Raw genomic sequence first — 18,828 nt, forward strand, 5'->3', positions numbered from 1 at the left:
GCTGTGGAGCATAGGAGAATCGAACTCCTGACCTTCTGCTTGCAAAGCAGATGCTCTACCAATTGAGCTAATGCCCCGTTGTTCCGTGGTGGGCCTAGCTGGAATCGAACCAGCGACCTCATCGTTATCAGCGATGCGCTCTAACCGACTGAGCTATAGGCCCTTGTGCGGAACGAGAATTAACTCTACATACTATCCCCGGATTTATACAAATCGCCTGCTCAAGAAGCTTTTCAGACCATTAGCAAAAGGGGAAGATTCGTACTGAAGAAAGAAAAATGCCGGCACCCGAAGGTACCGGCATCTTCAAACGCAAGAGAGGTGCTAGCGGTTGTCTAAGTCGACTCGCAGGCCGCCAAAGACGTCCACGATGGCGTTATAAATAACCGCCATCAGGGGCGCCAGCAATGTAAGGAGAACGGCGAAAATAACGCCGATGAGCGCAGAGGCGGAGATGATGACACCGAAGGTGACCTCGAATCCGCCGCCGACACCGCCGACGAGGCTATTGAGCGATTCCCAAATGCCCACCTGGTTCAGGCCAATATAAAGCAGGCATACGGCCAGCATCCAGGCGATCAGTCCGACGAGTGACAGGGCCAGACCGACGCGGAACGCCGAAATAGGCGAGATTCGCGTAATCGTTATGTCTCGTCGTGCCATTAATTACTCCTCATCCTTGGAAGCATCGCCAGCCTTGTGCTCCTGCTGGACCTCATCCACGGTCTTTTCGCCCTTAGCCACGGCCTGAGCGTCTTCCTCACCATCTTCTTCGACGTTGCGGTCGATGGCAAGCAGTTCGACATCGTCACCCAGGTTGACCAAGCGCACGCCCATCGTGGCACGGGAGGACGGACGAATCTGGTCCACCTCGGTGCGGATGACGCCGCCGGCGGAGGTAATGGCGAAGATTTCATCATCCTCATCCACAGAGATGGCGCCGATAAGCTTGCCGCGCTTCGGGGTGTACTTGAAGGTCATGACACCCAGGCCACCGCGGCCCTGCGTAGTGTATTCCTCGATAGCGGTGCGCTTACCGTAGCCGCCGGAGGTGGCAACCAAGAGGAATTCGCCATCGTGGACCACGGACATGGACAGCAGCTGGTCATCGCCGCGGAAGCGCATGCCCTTCACACCAGCGGTAGCGCGGCCCATGGGGCGCAGCTGGTCGTCGTCCGCAGTAAAGCGGATGGCCTGTCCCTGCTCGGAGGTGAGCAGGATGTCGTCGCCCTCGGAGACGAGCTGTGCGCCAATGAGAGCATCGCCCTCGTTGAGGTTGATGGCGATAAGGCCAGCGGAACGCGCGGACTCATAATCGGTCAAACGGGACTTCTTCACGCGGCCCTGCTGGGTGGCGAGAACCAGGTAAGGAGCATCCTCGTAGGACTGGATCTGGATGACCTGGGCAATCTTTTCTTCCGGCTGGAATTCCAGCAGGTTTGCCACGTGCTGGCCACGAGCAGCGCGACCGGCCTCTGGCAGCTCATAAGCCTTGAGGCGGTAGACGCGGCCGAAGTTGGTAAAGAACAAGATCCAGTCGTGAGTGGAGCAGACGAAGAAGTTCTTGACAATATCGTCCTGCTTGAGCTCAGCGCCGCGCACGCCCTTGCCACCACGCTTTTGCGCCTTATAGGAATCCACCTTGGTGCGCTTAGCGTAGCCGGTAGAGGTAATGGTGACCACGACGTTCTCGCGGGCGATGAGATCCTCATCGGTGACATCGCCGGTCGCCGGAATAATTTCGGTGCGGCGTTCATCGCCATACTTATCGACGATCTCTGCCAGCTCATCGTGGACAATCTGGCGCTGGCGGTCCTCGCGGGCGAGGATATCCTTCAGATCAGCGATCTCGCGCTCAATTTCCGCCAATTCATCGATAATCTTTTGGCGCTCCAGGGCGGCCAGCTTGCGCAGCTGCATGGCCAGGATGGCATCGGCCTGGATATCGTCGACGTCGAGAAGCTCCTTCAAGCCCTCGCGCGCTTCGTCCACGGTGGGCGAACGGCGAATAAGGGCAATGACCTCATCGAGCATGTCCAGTGCCTTGACCAAACCGCGCAAGATGTGGGCGCGCTTTTCGGCCTCATTCAGGCGGTACTGGGTGCGGCGAACGATGACCTCGATCTGGTGCTCCACGTAGTAGCGCAGCATCTGATCCAGGCGGAGGGTGCGCGGCACGCCGTCAACAATGGAGAGCATGTTGGCACCGAAGGAGGTCTGCAGCTGGGAGTGCTTGTAGAGGTTATTGAGCACCACACGCGCCACAGCGTCGCGCTTAAGGGTGACCACGATGCGCATGCCCACGCGGTCGGAGGACTCATCCTCAATCTTGGAAATGCCCGCAATCTTGCCGCTGGCCACGGACTCCGCGATATTGGAGATGAGGTTATCCGGGTTGACCTGGAACGGCAGCTCGGTAATGACGATGGTCTGGCGGGATCCAGATTCCTCGATGGAGGTCACGCCGCGCATACGGATGGATCCGCGGCCGGTGGTGTAGGCATCCTTGATGCCCTGATCGCCCACGATAAGGCCCGCGGTGGGGAAATCCGGGCCCTTGACGCGTTCCATGCAGGCTTCCAACGCAGTCTCTTCATCGGCGTCTGGGTTATCTAGTAGCCAGTAGATGGCCTCAGCCAGCTCGTTGAGGTTATGCGGCGGGATATTGGTGGCCATACCCACGGCAATGCCGCCCGAACCGTTCATCAGCAGGTTTGGAACGCGGGACGGCAGTACGTCCGGCTCGCTGGTTTTGCCATCGTAGTTGGGCGAGAAATCAACGGTGTTTTCGCGGATATCGCGCACCATCTCCATCGCCAACGGGGTGAGCTTACACTCCGTATAACGCATTGCTGCTGGGCCATCGTTACCGCGGGAGCCGAAGTTACCCTGGCCATCCACCAGTGGGTAGCGCATGTTCCAGGACTGGGCCAAGCGCACCAAGGTGTCATAAATGGCGACGTCACCGTGCGGGTGGAACTGACCCATGGTGTCCGAGACCGGGCGGGCGGACTTTACGTAGCCGCGCTCCGGCCGGTAGCCGGAATCGAACATCGCGTAGAGGATGCGGCGGTGCACCGGCTTTAGTCCATCGCGGACCTCCGGCAGGGCACGGCCGACGATGACGGACATGGCGTAGTCGATGTAGCTCGACTCCATCTCCTCATTAATGTCAATGGGAAATATGCGATCAAAAAGATCGTCGTTATTGTCACTCATAACGCCAGATTCTACCCTTTAGCGCCTTTCAGGGCCCGAATTGCCGCACGCATGGTATCACCGTGGTATCACTAAGGCATGGCAATGACATTGCGGCTTACGGCCGAACAAGACCACGCGCTCACCCTGCTGGCCTCGGCGCAGGGTACCTCCAAACATGAAGCGGTAGTGCGCGCCATCGTTGCGGCGGCAGCCCGCACGCTTGCCGACGCCCACGTGCAATCCACCGCCCGCGCCCTCCTCCCCGGCCGCGCTGAGCTGGAGGCGGAAATCCGCCGCGCCCGGCCCACGCAGTCCTAGGTGATCATGAGTACCGAACAGCTCTACCTTTTGGCACACGAGTTTTGCGCGCGCTTTAACGTCCGCATCACCAATTTTGCTGCTCTTGCGGCCGCTGCGGCGGCCAGCACTGCCAAGGTGGAAGGAATAGCCATCCACGATAGCCACCGCGATGCCGCCCGCGCTATGACGGAGGTTTTAGCCCGCGTTCCGGCGCTGAGCGGGTATAACGCAGAGTTCGCAAAGTTCACCGTGCGCGTCTACCTTAGTGTTAAAGAAGTTGCCTAAGTTTTGGGAAGAGTGACCCAAGGAAGGAACTAGCACCATGTCCCACGTCAAGAAGATCGCCGTATCGAGCCTTACCGCCGCGGCCCTAACCGCCACCGCCATCACTGCTCCTACCGCTACTGCAGCTGAGGCGGATTCCTGGAAAGACGAGGTAAATCCGGAATTTGAACAGGGCCAGACTGGTGGTTCCTCTACCGGTTCTTCCCAGCTGGATCTCACGTTGATCATCACCGCAGCGGCCGCGGGCGTCACCGCCCTGGCCAGCGCCGTGGCCCTCTACTCCCCCAACGTGGATCTGGAAAAGGCAGCCCGCGATGCTGGCTTGGGCCAGATCGCCGATCAGATTGCTGCCATTCAGGCCAACCTTCCTGGCCTGCCGGGACAGCCGGCTTAATTCGCGTAAGGTGGTGCAGCATGGCACATCTTTCTGAACTTATGTCAGGTCCGCAGCGCACTGCGGTGATAAGCGATTGTGGCGAGCTGGTTGAGAGGGTCGTCGCCAAGCAATCGGGCATTACCGGCATGGCGCTGAAGGGCGCAGTCGCCGCCGCGAAGAAGGTCGACTCCGCCATCATCACCAAGGCGCTAGGCCGCGTGCTACCGGATGTCCTCGACGCTATGGACCCGCACTGGCAAGAGTTTGAAAACAGCTCTGAGCAGGATTTCGGTTCCTTCCTGGAGCCGCGCAGCGCCGAGGTCAGTGATGCCATCATGGCGGTAGCCGATAAGCATGCCGAGCAGGTCAACTCCCCCGCACTATCCAAGCCTTATAACTCCCTGCGTGCTAAGGCTTCGAAATTCCTCACCCCTGCGGTTCCGGATTTCGGCCGCGTGCTGCAGAAGCATATGTAGATTCCCGGCAGTTGAATCGCCTTCTAAATGCCAGGTATAAGTGTGGAAGTGACTACTTCCGCAGCTAACCAGACCGAGTACCCCGCCGGCCAAGATCCCGCCCGCTGGCGGGTACTTATCGTTTTGCTCACGGCGCTTTTTATGTCGCTGCTGAGCGTATCCATTGTTAATGTGGCCCTGCCCTCTATTCAATCGGGTTTAGGGGCTTCTAATTCGGATGTGCAATGGGTGCTCTCCGGCTATGCGCTCACCTTCGGCGTCATCCTCGTTGCGGCCGGCCGCGCCGGAGATCTCCTCGGCCGCGGCGGCATCTTTCTGGCGGGCATCGCTATCTATTCCATTAGCGCCGCGGTCGCCGGTTTTGCCCCAAATGCTGAGGCACTCAATGCCGCCCGCTTTATCCAAGGCATAGGTGCTGGCCTGCTTAATCCCCAGGGCGTGGGCATGATCCAACAGTACTTTCGCGGCACCGAGCGGGCCCGCGCTTTCGGCTATTTCGGCTCCACGGTGGGCCTCGCCGTAGCCATTGGACCGGTACTTGGCGGCTTGCTCATACGCCTGGGTGGCGCAGACCTGGGCTGGCGGTTGACTATGCTGGTCAATTTCCCCGTCGGCCTTTTTGCCATCATTTTGGGATTGATGTGGTTTCCGCGGCCGCTATTTTCCCGTGTACGCGATGAAATGGGCAATAAACTGGGAATTTTCAAGACCCTAGCCACCCTTGATCCCATTGGTGCTGTGATCCTTGGCGTCGCCGTGTGGGCCATCCTCTTCCCCTTCATGGAGTCTTCTGGAACACCTGGCGTGTGGTCTCTGCTGCTCCTGGGCGCGTTTTTGCTGGCGGCATGGGTGCTGTGGGAACGCCGCCACAAAGCCACCGGCCATCCGCCGATGGTGGATCTTAATATCTTTGCTACCCCAAGCTTTCGCAATGGCACCATCATCGCCACCTTATGGTTCATGGGCATTACCAGCATTTGGGTGCTCGTCGCGCTCTACTTCCAAAGCGGTCTCGGGCACTCCGCCCTCGCTGCCGGATCCGTAGGCATTCCGGCCGCTTTGTTGAGCTCTATTTCTGCCACACTGGCCGGCCGATCCGTGTCCGTCCACGGCCGCAAGGTCGTGGTTATCGGCATGATGGTGACCATCTCCGGGCTCGTTGCCACCATTGCGCTCATCTGGGCCACCGAGCAATGGGGTACCAGCGAATGGTGGATGGTCCTGTCGCTCTCCTTGGTGGGCGGCGGGCAAGGCTCGGTCATCTCCCCTAACCAGACGCTCACCTTGGCACATGTCCCTCAGGCCTACGCTGGATCGTCGGGCGCTGTCCTCCAGACCGGCCAGCGCATCGGCACGGCCATCGGTCTTGCCGTCATCACGGCCATAGTCTTTGCCACCCTGCACGGCACGAACGCGGACTGGCCACTTTCCATCGTCGCCGGCTTCGGCGTCATCCTGGCCATGTGCCTTGCCTCCCTGGGATTCGCCGTAGCGGATCAGCGCAGATCCCAGGCCTAGGCCCGGCGCTTTCCGACGCCACAATTAAAGCCCACCGCGGTAAATTCCACGGTGGGCTTTGTGCTGCGCTTTAGATATCCAGGAAGCGGACGTCCTTCGCGCGGCGGGTAATGAAGGAGCGGCGAGCCGAGACATCATCACCCATGAGGATGGAGAAGAGCTCATCGGCGCGCTGCGCGTCTTCCAAATCCACACGGCGCAGGATGCGGGTGCTCGGGTCGAGCGTGGTCTCCCAGAGCTCGGAGGCGTTCATCTCGCCGAGACCCTTGTAGCGCTGGATGCCATCATCCTTGTTGATCTTACGGTTTTGCTCTAGGCCCTCGGCCAGCAGTTTATCGCGCTCGGCGTCGGAAAAAGCATAGCCCGGAGTACCCTTAGACCACTTGAGCTTGTACAGCGGCGGGTTAGCCAAGAACACGTGGCCATCCTCAACCAACTGCGGCATGAAGCGGAAGAGCAAGGTCAAAAGCAGCGTGGCAATGTGCTGACCGTCAACGTCGGCATCGGCCATGAGCACGATCTTGTCGTAGCGCAGCTTCTTGATGTCGAATTCCTCATGGATGCCGGTACCCAGTGCGGTAATAATCGCCTGGACCTCAGCATTCTTGAGGACCTTATCCATGCGGGCCTTCTCCACGTTCAAGATCTTGCCGCGCAGAGGCAAGATGGCCTGGAACATGGAATCACGGCCGCCCTTAGCGGAACCACCTGCGGAGTCACCCTCCACGATGTAGAGCTCGGAAATCTTCGGGTCCTTGGAGCGGCAATCCGCGAGCTTGCCGGGCAGACCGCCCAGGTCGGTGGCAGATTTGCGGCGCACCATCTCGCGGGCCTTGCGGGCAGCCATGCGAGCATGTGCGGAGGACACGGCCTTATTGATAATGGCCTTTGCCTCAGCCGGATTGGCATCGAACCAGTCATTGACGTGCTCGTTCACCGCACGCTGGACAAAGCCCTTGATTTCGGAATTGCCCAGCTTGGTCTTGGTCTGGCCCTCGAACTGCGGATCGCCCACCTTGACGGAAATGACGGCGGCCAAGCCCTCGCGGCAGTCATCGCCGGAGAGGTTGCCATCCTTTTCCTTGATGAGCTTATGCTCCTTGGCATAGCGGTTCATCAGGGAGGTTAGGGCCGCGCGGAAGCCCTCTTCATGCGTGCCGCCCTCGTGGGTATTGATGGTATTAGCAAAAGTGTGCACGGACTGCTTATAGCCCTGGTTCCACTGCAGTGCTACTTCCACCTCATGATCTTCGCCCTTGGCATCGAAAGAAACGATAGTCGGGTGGATCGCGGTCTTGGACTTATTGAGGTACTTGACGTAATCGGTCAAGCCATCCGGGTAGTGGAAGGTGACCTTTTTGCGGCGCTTCTTTTCCGCCGCAGTTTCCGCCGCTTCACCAGATTCTTCGTTGAAGGTATCGCCAGCGTCCGGGGCATCATCGAAGGAGGTTTCATCCGCACTGGTCTCGCCGGATTCTGCATCGGCGATTTCTTCCAGCTCAATCTGCTCTTCGGTAACGCGCTCATCGATGAGCTCAATGGATAGGCCCTTATTCAGGAAGGCCATTTCCTGCAGGCGGCGAGCAATGATGTCGTAATCGTACTCGGTAGTTTCAAATACTTCCGGATCCGCCCAGAAGCGGATCTTGGTACCCGTGCCGCGGGCGTTGCCGCCCTCAACGAGATCATCCGGGACGGCGTTCTGGAAGTTTTGATACCAGTGCTTACCATCGCGTTTAATTTCCGCTTCTACGCGGGTAGAAAGCGCGTTCACCACGGAAATGCCGACGCCGTGCAGGCCGCCAGATACGGCGTAGGAGTCGGAGTCGAATTTACCGCCGGCGTGCAGCTGCGTCATGACCACTTGGACGGTAGGTGCGCCGGAGGCGTGCATTTCTACCGGGATACCACGGCCATTATCGATGACCTCGACGCCGCCATCTTCCAGCAGTTTGACGGTAACCTTATCGGCGTAGCCGGCCATAGCCTCATCGACGGAGTTATCAACGATCTCCCAAATGAGGTGGTGCAGGCCGCGCGAACCGGTCGAACCAATGTACATGCCGGGGCGCTTACGGACGGCTTCGAGGCCCTCCAGGATCGTAATTGACCCGGCATCATATGCGTGTTCTTCAGCCACGGATTCGTGCTCTCCTTTTGGCTATAGCTAATTCTAAGACTTTAACTATTCTACACGGATACCCCCTACTGAAAGACACCCCACACCCGTGAGAGATAGGAATCTGGCGCGCTCTGAGGTTATTTAGGATTTAAAGGTCGGATCCAAGTGCAACCTATTAGCCATACGTATCTTGCGATCCTTGTGGTTTCACCCACTGCCGCCCCTCATAATTTCGCTGCTGCTTGGGCCCATGAATGCGCAGCTCAACAATGACATCCGGGCCTAGGCGGTCAGAGATTTTCCGCAGGATTTGTCGCTGCAGATAGCGCAGCTCCGTAGCCCAGGTGGAGTTATCGCAGGACACATAGACAACCTTGTCCTTAATCCGTTGCGGCTGCGTATGGGCGGCGATGCGCTCGCCCACGAGATTCTCCCAATTACCCATCACCCAACCATTGGCCAAGTCGTGCTCCCAGCCGCGATTGACTACCTCGCGGCTGATTTGGGCTCCCAGGCTCGGCACCGCCAGCGTTCGCCGTTTCTTCCTGCCATCTGGTCCCGTAGGAATGCCCCGTTGATAGCCCATATACCCCTGCTTTTGTGCCTTCTCTAGAGAGGGCACCGGCATCTTCGGCACAAGGCGGGTTAGCTTCGGCGGGTTCTTGGAGGTGGACCGTACCAATTTAAAGTACTGGGTGACAGGATCAATGCGCTGCTTGCCGACGCCCCCTTGTTCCTCACTCATCCTTGTCACCATCCCCATCCTCAACGGCATCCTCAGCGCTGAGCTTGGAGATGCGGCCGGTATCGGTATCTTCCACGCTCACGCGGTAGCGCACGATGGGTTCCAAGTTCCCCGGTAGGTCCTCATCTACCGCCGCGGTAATGAGCACCTGCTCGGCCTCGGCGGCCAGGTGGACAAGCTGCTTGCGGCGCTTGGCGTCAAGCTCGGCAAATACATCATCCAAAATGAGCACCGGATCCGATCCTCCCTCTTGCCGCAGCAGATTAAACTCCGCCAGGCGCAGCGCAATGGCATAGGACCACGTCTCACCATGGCTGGCAAAGCCCTTGGCCGGCTGATCACCCAGATTAAGCACCAGATCGTCGCGGTGCGGGCCCACCAGGGAAATGCCGCGTTCAATCTCGCGCTGCCGGGCGGTGGCCAACTCGGTAAGCAAGACGGCCTCTAGTACCTCGCGATCCGAGGTATCGATAGTGGACTTATATTCCACCTGCGCCAGCCGCGATTCTGGTGCCAGGCCGGAATAAGCGGCGGGGATGTGGTCCAAGAGGGCGTCGACAAGCGCAAGGCGCGCGGCGATTACTTGGGCGCCGAGCCGGGCAAGCTGCGCATCCCAGGTATCCAAGGTAGCCAATGCGGCGGCACCGTCGCTATCGGAATAGCCGCGGCGCAGGCTGCCGGAGGCTGATTTCAGCAAGGCATTGCGCTGCTTGAGTACCTTGTCATAGTCGGCCTTTACACCCGCAAGGCGCGGAGTCCGCGAGGCAATGATGCTATCGAGATAAGCGCGCCGTCCGGCCGGCTCCCCGCGCACCAAGGCCAAATCCTCCGGGGAAAAGAGCACCGTTTTTACCACGCCCAGCAGCTCACGGGGGCTGCGCAGGCGCGTGCGATTGATCTGCGCTTGATTGGCCGCGTGGGGTTTAATCAGCAAATGGGTAGTGAGCTCGCGGCCCTGGTTCACCGCGGTAATAGACACCCGTGCACTATCGGCACCCTGCCGCACCAACGGTGCATCGTGAGATACGCGATGGGAGGAAAGATGGGCAGTATAACCAATGGCCTCGACGATATTGGTCTTGCCAAAGCCATTGCGCCCGACAAAAAGGGTGATCCCGGGCCCTAGCTGCACATTAAGTTCGGGCCATGAGCGAAAATCCCGAACATCGAGATCCCTGACGTACATTAGCCCGGCAGGCGAACCGGCATGAGCAGGTAGGTGAAGTTGGTCTTCGGCGTGGGGAAGTTGCCATCTTCATCGGCCTCAGGCAGCTCTTCCGGTTCTGGGATCATAATGGCTGGGCGGGAAGGCTCGGTGAAGCCGAAGACCACGCGGTCGGTGTTGATGACTGCCAAGCCATCTTTGAGGTAGCCCGGATTGAAGGCAATGAGAAACTCATCGCGGCCATGGAAAGCGCACGGCAAGGTCTCGGTCGCATTACCGGCATCCGCGCCGGCAGATAGGGTTACCTGCCCATCGGCGAATTCCATGCGAATCTGTGCATTACGATCCGTCAGCAAAGAAACGCGACGGATTGCTTCCTGCAGCGGTGCCACCTCAATGGAGGCAATATTGGTGTGATTCTTCGGCAGCAGCGGCTGCACATTGGGAAAGTCCGCATCCAGCATGCGCGTGGTGGTTTCGCGATTATCAGCGTGCAGACCAAAGAGGCCATCGGCACCAATATTGTCATCGGTGCCCACGGCAATCTCTACCGGAATGTTGAGATGCGGATCCAAGGAACGGCCGGTTTCCTGGAGGGTCTTAGCAGGTACCAATAGCTTGGCTTCGACATCCGGGGACTTCGGCTCCCATTCCAAGGTGCGCATGGCCAGACGGAAACGGTCCGTTGCCGTCATCTCAATGTCTTTGCCATGGATATCCATGTGCACACCGGTGAGCATAGGCAGAGTGTCATCCTTGCCGGCTGCGGCAGCGACCTGGTGGATGGCCTCGACGAAAAGCTGTGGCTGGATAGTGCCCGTAACCTCTGGCAATACCGGAAGCTGAGGGTAATCATCCAGTGGGATCAGTGGCAGCTCGAAGCGAGAGGAACCACAAGTAACCAGTGCCTTGGAATCTACCTGGGAGATCTCTACTTCCTTGTTGGGCAAAGAAGCAACGATATCGGAGAGGAGCTTGCCGGCTACCGCAATCTGTCCGGGCTCATCCACCATGCCGGCGATGCGGACGCGGGTAGAAACCTCATAATCGAAGCCGGTGAACTCAAGACCATTGTCATCCGCGGTGATCAACATCGCGCGAAGCACGGGCTGAGTGACCTTGGAAGGCAGGCTGCGAGCAACCCACGCTACGGCGTTGGCAAGGTCATCTTTGGCAACGCGAAATGACACGGCTTCATCCATGGTGCGAAGAGCTCCTCTGAGGCAAGTAGGAAATTTGTTACTTACAAAAGACTGGCTTCCAACTTACCGCATTGGGCGCGGTGCGCCACAACGTGTAATTCCATCTTTGCCCGCTCGATCCGCGCCTGGCCGGAGGCGGGGCGGGCCGAATTCCACACACCCTCTTTCTTCTATACAGATCAGAGAAATAATTTAGTAGTAGTAATAAGCGCTGTGGGATCTGTGGGTAACTAGGTAAATGACAAGTTCATGGCGCAGATCTGGGGTGTGGCAAATCTTGTGATCTTGCTGTGATCAATCGGGGTGAATTGTGGACAACTAGTGGGATCGCCGTTTTATCCACAGGTTTTGTCATTTGATCACTGATCTACACACAACACTGATCACAGGGTGGTTCTCCCAGCACAAGGCCTGTGGAATCAAAAACTGTGAGTAAGATCTATGAATTACAAAGATGAAATTACACAAGTGTGAATAACGCTGTGGATAACTTTTCTTGCAGATAAACGGCCCTTTTTAGAGGGTTTCGGGCCTTATTTGTGAAATTACAAGGGTGTGCCGGTGCGGCGTGGAGGATTCTGTCTAGCTTTCTAGCTGGTTTCAACCCCAAGTGACCCCGGCGAAATCTGGGAAACGGGAGCGGGAAAACAAAAGCGCCCTCCTTATATAAAGGAGAGCGCGGAGGCAGCACGCTAAGACTTAGGCGCGACTGCGATTCTTGATGCGTTGGGTAAGCGCCTGGATCTCGTCATAGGTATTGCGCTTTTCAGTCATCTCTTTGCGGATTTTGCGATCGGCATAAATGACGGTGGTGTGGTCCTTACCGCCGAACTGTTCACCGATCTTGGGCAGGGATAGCTCGGTAAGCTCGCGGCACAAATACATTGCCAGCTGGCGAGCATGCGCTACCGCGCGCTTCTTGCCGGCGCCGCGCAGAGTTTCTACATCAATATCGAAGAAGTCTGCCGTGACCTCCATGATTGAGGTAGCGGTAATCTTTCGATCAGCGGAATCCGGGGCCAAATCGCGCAATGCGATTTCCGCCATCTCTACGTTGATTGGCTCATCTACCAAAGAGGAATAGGCCGAAACACGGATAAGTGCGCCTTCGAGCTCGCGAATGGAAGATTCAAAGCGCGAGGCAATGAGCTCAAGCACGGAGCGATCCACCTCGGTGCCGTCATTTGCCGCCTTCTTCATCAAAATCGCGATGCGCGTTTCCAGATCTGGTGGCTGAATATCGGTAATAAGACCGCCTTCAAAGCGCGTGCGGAGGCGATCCTCCAGCGTTGTCAGCTGCTTCGGCGGGCGGTCCGAAGACAAAATGATCTGCTTATTGGCTTGGTGCAGCGCATTGAAAGTATGGAAGAACTCTTCCTGGGTGGATTCTTTGCCCTCCAAGAACTGGATATCATCGACCATCAAGATGTCGAGATTGCGGTAGCGCCGTTTGAAGGATTCCTGGCGGTCATCACGCAGCGAATTAATATAGTCATTCGTAAATTCTTCCGAAGACACATATTTCACGCGCAAACCCGGGTGCAGCACCTGGGCGTAATTACCAGCGGCGTGCAAAAGGTGCGTTTTGCCTAGACCAGAGCCACCCCAGATGAATAGTGGGTTATATGCACGGGCGGGATTTTCGGCCACAGCAACGGCTGCCCCATTGGCAAAACGATTCGAAGAACCGATAACGAAGCTATCGAAGGTGTGCTTCGGATTCAGTGAAGTTTCACGGTTGGGATCATGTGCCGGAGCCTCGCGCGGGATGCGAGCGGAATTAGAGCTAGCGTCGGTGAAATTTCCCGCGGACTGCGCCTGCTGCTGGTTATAGTGCTGGGCAAGTTCATCCAAGCTGGCTGGGGCATGGCTGGATTGCCAGTTGTTTTGTGCGGGCGCTGGTTGTGTACCGGTATTAGAGTGTTGCGGGCGCGGAATGTAGTTCTGGGGAGGCTCCGTGTGCTGGGGTTGTTGCGCTTGCGGAGCCTGCTGCTGTTGCGGGGGAGCTGCCTGTGGAGAAGGCTCTGTGGCCGGTGGTTGTGGTTCTTGCGGAGTAGCCAAGGTAACCGCGAAGGAGCAGGGACGTCCGAGGTGTCGGGTTAAGGCCTTGGCGATGTACTCGCCCAATTCATTTTCGACCACATTTTTGGCATCGAGATTCTCGGCGGCGACGAGGGTGTAGCCCTCGACCATCATGATGGGGCGGACCAGTTGAAGGTAAAGGCGCTGTGAATGGGAAAAACTAGGGACCTCGGAATTGGGTTGCTCGGATTGTGCGAGCAGGTCATCAACGACCGCGCGCCAAATGGCATGCAGGTTCGCTTGTGGGTCAGTCACAACAGGCTACCTTTGTGGAATTTAGTTGGGAACGGGTGGACATTGAATAACAATTTTCACCGTGGATTCCACCGTGGTTTTCACAGTGGTTTTTATCGAGTCACCTCGATCTCCACAGAGTTATCCACAGGTGTGGATGAAAGAGTTATTCACAGCTTAGTTCATGGCTGTGGATAACTCTTCATAGGCCGGTTTATGGCATTAAGCTGCGGAAACTACAAAAGTCTCAAGCGTTGATTTAGAGTTATCCACATGCCAGGCTTGGCTGTGGAATTTGATTCTTCTGTTGTACCGCCGAAGCGGCGGGTGTGTCTAGTGAGAAAAATTCACCCCCTGGACGCCGATCTGGATAGGTCCTCCAGTGCGGTGGATTCGGCGCAGTAAGAGCCCGGAATCTGGCCGCCTAGCTGCAGGAAAAAACATTTATGTAATTTCGGGTGTACCCGGGTGTCGATTTGTTTCTAGCGGCAGAAATCACGTAATCTGGCATGGTCTATTGCAACAAAGAGTTGCGCGTGAAAGTGACAGCGTCACCTCGCACTGGCTGGGCCCGTCGGCTCGCCGTGCACCGGAGAGACTGTGATGCGTCAGGTTCATGGAATCTAATCATCAGTGGGTGCGCCGCTGTTAGCGGTGGTGTGCCTACGCACAACTTCAAGGAGAATTAACGTGGCAAAGGGTAAGCGCACGTTCCAGCCGAACAACCGTCGTCGTGCTCGTAAGCACGGTTTCCGCACCCGCATGAGCACTCGTGCAGGTCGCGCAATCGTTGCGGCTCGTCGCAAGAAGGGCCGCGCAAAGCTGACTGCGTAAGTTATGCTTCCGGCCCAGCACAAGCTCACATCGCCGACACAGTTTCGGCGCACGATGAAGGGCAGTCGCCGGGCGGGCACTCGTACGGTAGTCGTGCATGCGCGCGATAACGCAGGTACGGACAAGGAAGCCGAAATCGCAGCCACTGGGCCGCGCTTTGGCTTAATTGTTTCTAAAGCCGTCGGGAATGCAGTGGTTCGCCACCGCACCTCCCGACGGCTTCGCCATGTGTGCATGACTTTCATTCCCAAGCTGCCTGCCAGCGTGGATGTGGTCATTCGTGCACTGCCCGCTAGCGCCACTGCTAGCAGTGAGCAATTAGAAAAAGATCTTGCTAAAGCACTGCGCAAGCAATGGGATATCTAAATTCCCGCGGGGAGGAAATTCCCCCAGCCAGAGGATTGGCCACACCAATGGTCAAAGTGGTTCGTTTCTACCAAAAACATGTCTCTGGCCTTAAGATGGTATCGACCTGTCGGTTTGAACCGACATGCAGTGCTTATGCTCTTGAAGCGCTATCCAAACATGGGGCATTCAAGGGTACGGCGATGGCAATTGCCAGGGTCTGCAAATGTGGCCCCTGGCATCCGGGCGGATTCGATCCGGTTCCGGACCCCAACAACAACTGAGGATTAAACACTCGTGCTTAATTTCATTTACTGGCCAATTTCGGCCGTTTTATGGTTCTGGCACTGGCTGCTTTCCCTCGTGATGGACCCATCCTGGGGCATTACGTGGATTCTGGCCATTGTGCTGCTGACCTGGACGCTTAAGGCGCTGATGGTCAAGCCGACTATCAGCCAGATTCGTTCCTCGCGCAAGATGCAGGAAATCCAGCCTAAGGTGCAGGAAATCCGTGCGAAGTACGGCAACGATCAGACCAAGGCCGCGCAGGAAATGCAGAAGGTCTACAAGGAATCTGGCGTTCGTCCGATGGCCGGCTGCCTGCCGGTATTCGTGCAGATTCCAATGTTCGTTGGTTTGTTCCACGTACTGCGCTCCTTCGACCGCACCGTTGCAGTAGCCGGTGGCATTGGCCACCCCAGTGGCGATCCAATGTCCATTGAGGACAACGCCAATACTGCCAACTACATCTTTAAGCCGGAGCTGGTCCAGCAGTTCTTGGATGCCAAGATTTTCGATGTCCCGCTGGTGACCAACCTGCGCTTGAACTCGCCGATTGTGGAGGGCGTTACTACCAGCCAGGCCGCCGTTATCATCGTTCCGATGATCGCCGTGATTGCGGTTATGACGCACTTCAACGCCCGCATGAGCCTAAACCGCCAGGAACAGCGCCGCGCCGCCGGTAAGACCCAAGCGCCACAGGGCCAGAATGCGGAAATGATGCAACAGCAAATGGCCATGATGTCCAAGATGATGCTCTGGGTCATGCCAGCTATGCTGATCTTCTCCGGCTTCATCTGGCCAATCGGTTTGCTGTTCTACATGATGGCCAATACGGTCTGGACCTTCTTCCAAACCCGCATCGTCTATGCCAAGATGGACCGCGAGGAAGAAGAAGAGGAAGCCGCGAAGGCTGAGGCCAAGCGGACTTCCGCACCTAAGCCGGGTGCCCGCAAGAAGGACAACCGCACCAAGAAACAGCGCAAAAACAAATAAACACGGAGGAGAACCCCATCATGTCCAAGATGGACCCGTCAGTAGTATTCGGCTCCCGCTTGCCCCTCGCGCAGGCTTACCATGATTCGCTCGCTACAGACGGGTCCACTCGTGGTTTTATAGGCCCCCGGGAGGTGCCGCGTTTGTGGGACAGGCACATTATTAACTGCGCCGTCGTCAAGCAGGCAATCCCCGAGGGCACCACGGTCATCGATGTAGGCTCGGGTGCCGGACTGCCTGGCATTCCGCTGGCCATTGCGCGCCCAGACCTGCGGATAACCCTGATTGAGCCGCTGTTGAAGCGCTATAACTACCTCAACGAGGTGGTAGAAGAACTAGGGCTCGACAATGTGACGGTCCTGCGTGGCCGCGCTGAGGAAGGCCCGATTAAAAAGGCCGTGGCGGGGGCCGATGTGGTGACCTCGCGCGCCGTCGCGCCCTTGGGTAAGCTTGCGAAGTGGTCGCTGCCGCTAGTGCGCAAGGGGGGCGAGATGATCGCACTGAAGGGCTCTTCGGTACATGAGGAACTAGAACGCGATGCCGCTGACATCAAGAAGGCCGGCGGTGGAAAGGCCGAGGTCAGAACCATCGAGGGAACCACGATCATTCGTGTCCCGCGCGTGAACTAAAGTAGACGGCATGACTAATCCGCGCCTTATCACCATTGCTAACCAGAAAGGCGGCGTAGGCAAAACCACCTCCGCCGCCAACTTGGCCGCAGCGCTTGCCGCAGAGGGCAAGAAAGTGCTGGTGATCGATCTTGACCCGCAGGGAAATGCTTCCACGGCCATGGGTGCGGAACATAATTCCGGCACCGATTCCAGCTATGAGGTGCTCCTCGGGGACTGCAGTGCCGAGAAGGCTATGCAGCCTTCTTCGCATAACGAGAACCTTTTCTGCATCCCCGCCACCATTGATTTGGCTGGCGCGGAGATCGAAATGGTGTCCTTGGTACGCCGCGAATTTCGGCTTTATGACGCCCTGCATAACGGCTTCCTCGAGGAGCATGGCTTCGAATACGTTTTCATTGACTGCCCGCCATCGCTAGGTTTGCTTACCATCAATGCGATGACGTGCGCGGAAGAGGTCATCATCCCGATTCAATGCGAGTACTACGCCCTCGAGGGTGTGGGCCAGTTGCTGGGAAATATTTCCATGATCCGTGAACACCTCAACGAGGATCTGCATATCTCTGCCGTGCTGTTGACCATGTATGATGCCCGCACGCGCTTGGCAGAAGATGTGGCAGATAACGTTCGCGAGCAATTTGGTGCCGTGGTGTTGGGCAATGTTATCCCGCGCTCCGTGCGCGTTTCGGAGGCGCCGGGATACGGTACTACGGTTATTGATTACGCTCCTTCGTCCACCGGTGCCCGCGCCTATCTTGCGGCGGCGCGCGAGCTTAACCGGCGCGGCGATTATCGCCCGCACCCGACCACCGGGGCGATTGGCGTGAGCCCAGAGATTTACGCGGAATTGGAAGGATAGGAACTCATGGCAGAACAGAAGCAAGGTGGACTCGGCAAGGGTCTCGCCGCACTCATCCCATCCGGCCCTGATGCCCCTACCCGCAAGCCGCGGCTGGGAGATTCCGCGGCGGATATCATCTTGGGAAATGCCACCCCGCAGCCTGGCCGCAAGGGCGGAGACGGCAAGCGTGTAAAGGGCGCGCCCACCATTCAACAGGGTTCTGGCTCACAATCTTCGAAGAAGCGTCAGGCCACCCCGGCTCCCATCGGTGCGACCTACCGTGAGATTTCCATTGGGGATATCATCCCTAATCCGAAGCAGCCACGCACCGTCTTCGACGAGGATGAGCTGGGCGAGCTCGTTCACTCGATCCGGGAGTTTGGCCTCTTGCAGCCCGTCGTTGTTCGCCCTTCCGAGGAGGGTGGCTTCGAGCTCATCATGGGTGAGCGCCGTTGGCGCGCTTCTTCCAAGGCGGGTCTGGCTACTATTCCAGCCATCGTGCGCGATACCAAGGATGACAACCTTCTGCGCGATGCCCTGCTGGAAAACATCCATCGCGTGCAGCTCAACCCTCTGGAAGAGGCACACGCCTACCAGCAGCTATTGGAAGAGTTTGGCGTTACCCAGAACGAGCTGGCGGACCGCATTGGCCGCTCGCGCCCACAGGTGACCAATATGCTGCGCCTGCTTAAGCTGCCGGTAGAGGTACAAAAACGTGTAGCTGCTGGTACCTTATCCGCCGGCCACGCGCGTGCGCTTCTATCTTTGGATGACACGGAGGCGATGGAATATATAGCCAACCGCATCATCGCGGAGGGCCTGTCTGTCCGCGCCACTGAGGAGGCAGTCACCCTTTATAAGCGCGATGGCAAGCCGGCCGAATCAAAAAAGAAGCAGTCGGCGCCACAGCCGCAGTACTTCACCGATTCTGCCGAGCGCCTATCGGACCGCTTTGACACCAAAGTCACCGTGACCATGGGCAAACGCAAGGGCAAGATGGTCGTGGAATTTGGTGATCAAGAAGATTTTGAGCGCATCATGGCACTAATGCAGCCAGGTGGATAACTTTCGAAAGATGGAAAGTTTAAACAAATGCTAGTTTGCGGTCACTTAAAATATTCGATCTTTTAATCCCAAGGCAGGCTTTAGTAGCAGCACTGATTATTTAACTCCTAAAGTCAGGCTAATGGCTTTCTGA

At 57.5% G+C, this 18,828-nt stretch carries 19 protein-coding genes and 2 tRNA genes; 12 read left to right on the plus strand and 9 right to left on the minus strand.

Annotated features, from left to right (window positions below):
• Positions 1-4 precede the first annotated feature (4 nt).
• From QP904_RS10460 to gyrA, 4 genes are all read right to left on the minus strand, one after another.
• Positions 5-77 (minus strand) — tRNA-Ala (locus QP904_RS10460).
• Between the two features lie 9 nt (positions 78-86).
• Positions 87-163 (minus strand) — tRNA-Ile (locus QP904_RS10465).
• A gap of 161 nt (positions 164-324) precedes the next feature.
• Positions 325-663: a DUF3566 domain-containing protein gene (locus tag QP904_RS10470; protein WP_284836023.1), complete on the minus strand. Its 339-nt coding sequence runs from the start codon at positions 661-663 to the stop codon at positions 325-327.
• 3 nt (positions 664-666) lie between these two features.
• On the minus strand, positions 667-3,219 hold the full coding sequence (gene gyrA / locus QP904_RS10475) for a DNA gyrase subunit A (protein ID WP_284836024.1): 2,553 nt from the start codon (positions 3,217-3,219) through the stop codon (positions 667-669).
• Between the two features lie 78 nt (positions 3,220-3,297).
• On the opposite strand from gyrA, the gene QP904_RS10480 reads away from it, so the two are divergent.
• Genes QP904_RS10480 through QP904_RS10500 form a run of 5 tightly spaced genes read left to right on the plus strand, consistent with a single transcriptional unit; the run spans position 3,298 to position 6,156 of the window.
• Entirely contained in the window at positions 3,298-3,519 is a 222-nt protein-coding gene (locus tag QP904_RS10480) for a CopG family transcriptional regulator (protein WP_086588404.1), read from the plus strand.
• Between the two features lie 6 nt (positions 3,520-3,525).
• On the plus strand, positions 3,526-3,786 hold the full coding sequence (locus QP904_RS10485; RefSeq protein ID WP_284836025.1) for a cell filamentation protein Fic: 261 nt from the start codon (positions 3,526-3,528) through the stop codon (positions 3,784-3,786).
• Positions 3,787-3,823: 37 nt separating this feature from the next.
• Positions 3,824-4,180, plus strand: a complete 357-nt coding sequence (locus QP904_RS10490; protein WP_284836026.1) for a hypothetical protein — start codon at positions 3,824-3,826, stop codon at positions 4,178-4,180.
• A 20-nt stretch (positions 4,181-4,200) separates the two neighbouring features.
• Positions 4,201-4,638, plus strand: a complete 438-nt coding sequence (locus QP904_RS10495; RefSeq protein WP_284836027.1) for a DUF6918 family protein — start codon at positions 4,201-4,203, stop codon at positions 4,636-4,638.
• A 42-nt stretch (positions 4,639-4,680) separates the two neighbouring features.
• Positions 4,681-6,156 carry an MFS transporter gene (locus tag QP904_RS10500; protein ID WP_396130206.1) on the plus strand — a complete coding sequence of 492 codons (1,476 nt, stop codon included), beginning with the start codon at positions 4,681-4,683 and terminating at the stop codon, positions 6,154-6,156.
• A gap of 70 nt (positions 6,157-6,226) precedes the next feature.
• On the opposite strand, the gene gyrB is transcribed toward QP904_RS10500, so the two are convergent.
• The 5 genes from gyrB to dnaA form a co-directional block, all read right to left on the minus strand.
• Entirely contained in the window at positions 6,227-8,296 is a 2,070-nt protein-coding gene (gyrB, locus tag QP904_RS10505) for a DNA topoisomerase (ATP-hydrolyzing) subunit B (RefSeq protein WP_284836029.1), read from the minus strand.
• A 157-nt stretch (positions 8,297-8,453) separates the two neighbouring features.
• The gene (locus tag QP904_RS10510) at positions 8,454-9,023 is read right to left on the minus strand and encodes a DciA family protein (RefSeq protein ID WP_200288483.1); all 570 of its coding nucleotides are present in this window, start codon (positions 9,021-9,023) and stop codon (positions 8,454-8,456) included.
• Positions 9,016-10,209 carry a DNA replication/repair protein RecF gene (gene recF / locus QP904_RS10515; protein WP_248100280.1) on the minus strand — a complete coding sequence of 398 codons (1,194 nt, stop codon included), beginning with the start codon at positions 10,207-10,209 and terminating at the stop codon, positions 9,016-9,018. The genes QP904_RS10510 and recF overlap by 8 nt, the downstream gene beginning before the upstream one ends.
• Positions 10,209-11,390, minus strand: a complete 1,182-nt coding sequence (dnaN, locus tag QP904_RS10520; protein WP_248100278.1) for a DNA polymerase III subunit beta — start codon at positions 11,388-11,390, stop codon at positions 10,209-10,211. The genes recF and dnaN overlap by 1 nt, the downstream gene beginning before the upstream one ends.
• 699 nt (positions 11,391-12,089) lie before the next feature.
• A complete protein-coding gene (gene dnaA, locus QP904_RS10525) occupies positions 12,090-13,727 on the minus strand; it encodes a chromosomal replication initiator protein DnaA (RefSeq protein ID WP_248100276.1) in 1,638 nt (545 codons plus the stop codon).
• A 669-nt stretch (positions 13,728-14,396) separates the two neighbouring features.
• On the opposite strand from dnaA, the gene rpmH reads away from it, so the two are divergent.
• From rpmH to QP904_RS10560, 7 genes are read left to right on the plus strand one after another with little or no spacing between them, the layout of a single operon-like run.
• Positions 14,397-14,540 carry a 50S ribosomal protein L34 gene (gene rpmH, locus QP904_RS10530; protein ID WP_003847033.1) on the plus strand — a complete coding sequence of 48 codons (144 nt, stop codon included), beginning with the start codon at positions 14,397-14,399 and terminating at the stop codon, positions 14,538-14,540.
• 3 nt (positions 14,541-14,543) lie between these two features.
• Positions 14,544-14,906, plus strand: a complete 363-nt coding sequence (rnpA, locus tag QP904_RS10535) for a ribonuclease P protein component (RefSeq protein WP_023020197.1) — start codon at positions 14,544-14,546, stop codon at positions 14,904-14,906.
• Positions 14,907-14,953: 47 nt separating this feature from the next.
• On the plus strand, positions 14,954-15,169 hold the full coding sequence (yidD, locus tag QP904_RS10540) for a membrane protein insertion efficiency factor YidD (RefSeq protein WP_080971176.1): 216 nt from the start codon (positions 14,954-14,956) through the stop codon (positions 15,167-15,169).
• Between the two features lie 13 nt (positions 15,170-15,182).
• Complete coding sequence (gene yidC / locus QP904_RS10545; RefSeq protein ID WP_284836030.1) at positions 15,183-16,160, plus strand: membrane protein insertase YidC; 978 nt, start codon at positions 15,183-15,185, stop codon at positions 16,158-16,160.
• A gap of 20 nt (positions 16,161-16,180) precedes the next feature.
• Positions 16,181-16,789, plus strand: a complete 609-nt coding sequence (rsmG, locus tag QP904_RS10550) for a 16S rRNA (guanine(527)-N(7))-methyltransferase RsmG (protein ID WP_023020195.1) — start codon at positions 16,181-16,183, stop codon at positions 16,787-16,789.
• Between the two features lie 10 nt (positions 16,790-16,799).
• On the plus strand, positions 16,800-17,648 hold the full coding sequence (locus QP904_RS10555) for a ParA family protein (protein ID WP_023020194.1): 849 nt from the start codon (positions 16,800-16,802) through the stop codon (positions 17,646-17,648).
• 6 nt (positions 17,649-17,654) lie between these two features.
• A complete protein-coding gene (locus QP904_RS10560) occupies positions 17,655-18,695 on the plus strand; it encodes a ParB/RepB/Spo0J family partition protein (protein ID WP_248100270.1) in 1,041 nt (346 codons plus the stop codon).
• Positions 18,696-18,828 lie beyond the last annotated feature (133 nt).

The organism is Corynebacterium nasorum (genome assembly GCF_030229765.1).
Taxonomy (GTDB): Bacteria; Actinomycetota; Actinomycetes; order Mycobacteriales; family Mycobacteriaceae; genus Corynebacterium; species Corynebacterium kefirresidentii.

Bases quoted from the DNA above. Each gene is read 5' to 3' on its own strand.
- QP904_RS10560 (WP_248100270.1), top strand. From the start codon at position 17,655: ATGGCAGAACAGAAGCAAGGTGGACTCGGCAAGGGTCTCGCCGCACTC.
- recF (WP_248100280.1), bottom strand. From the start codon at position 10,209: ATGTACGTCAGGGATCTCGATGTTCGGGATTTTCGCTCATGGCCCGAA.
- QP904_RS10495 (WP_284836027.1), top strand. From the start codon at position 4,201: ATGGCACATCTTTCTGAACTTATGTCAGGTCCGCAGCGCACTGCGGTG.
- QP904_RS10510 (WP_200288483.1), bottom strand. From the start codon at position 9,023: ATGAGTGAGGAACAAGGGGGCGTCGGCAAGCAGCGCATTGATCCTGTC.
- rnpA (WP_023020197.1), top strand. From the start codon at position 14,544: ATGCTTCCGGCCCAGCACAAGCTCACATCGCCGACACAGTTTCGGCGC.
- QP904_RS10485 (WP_284836025.1), top strand. From the start codon at position 3,526: ATGAGTACCGAACAGCTCTACCTTTTGGCACACGAGTTTTGCGCGCGC.
- QP904_RS10480 (WP_086588404.1), top strand. From the start codon at position 3,298: ATGGCAATGACATTGCGGCTTACGGCCGAACAAGACCACGCGCTCACC.
- gyrA (WP_284836024.1), bottom strand. From the start codon at position 3,219: ATGAGTGACAATAACGACGATCTTTTTGATCGCATATTTCCCATTGAC.
- yidD (WP_080971176.1), top strand. From the start codon at position 14,954: ATGGTCAAAGTGGTTCGTTTCTACCAAAAACATGTCTCTGGCCTTAAG.
- rsmG (WP_023020195.1), top strand. From the start codon at position 16,181: ATGTCCAAGATGGACCCGTCAGTAGTATTCGGCTCCCGCTTGCCCCTC.
- QP904_RS10555 (WP_023020194.1), top strand. From the start codon at position 16,800: ATGACTAATCCGCGCCTTATCACCATTGCTAACCAGAAAGGCGGCGTA.
- dnaN (WP_248100278.1), bottom strand. From the start codon at position 11,390: ATGGATGAAGCCGTGTCATTTCGCGTTGCCAAAGATGACCTTGCCAAC.
- QP904_RS10470 (WP_284836023.1), bottom strand. From the start codon at position 663: ATGGCACGACGAGACATAACGATTACGCGAATCTCGCCTATTTCGGCG.
- QP904_RS10490 (WP_284836026.1), top strand. From the start codon at position 3,824: ATGTCCCACGTCAAGAAGATCGCCGTATCGAGCCTTACCGCCGCGGCC.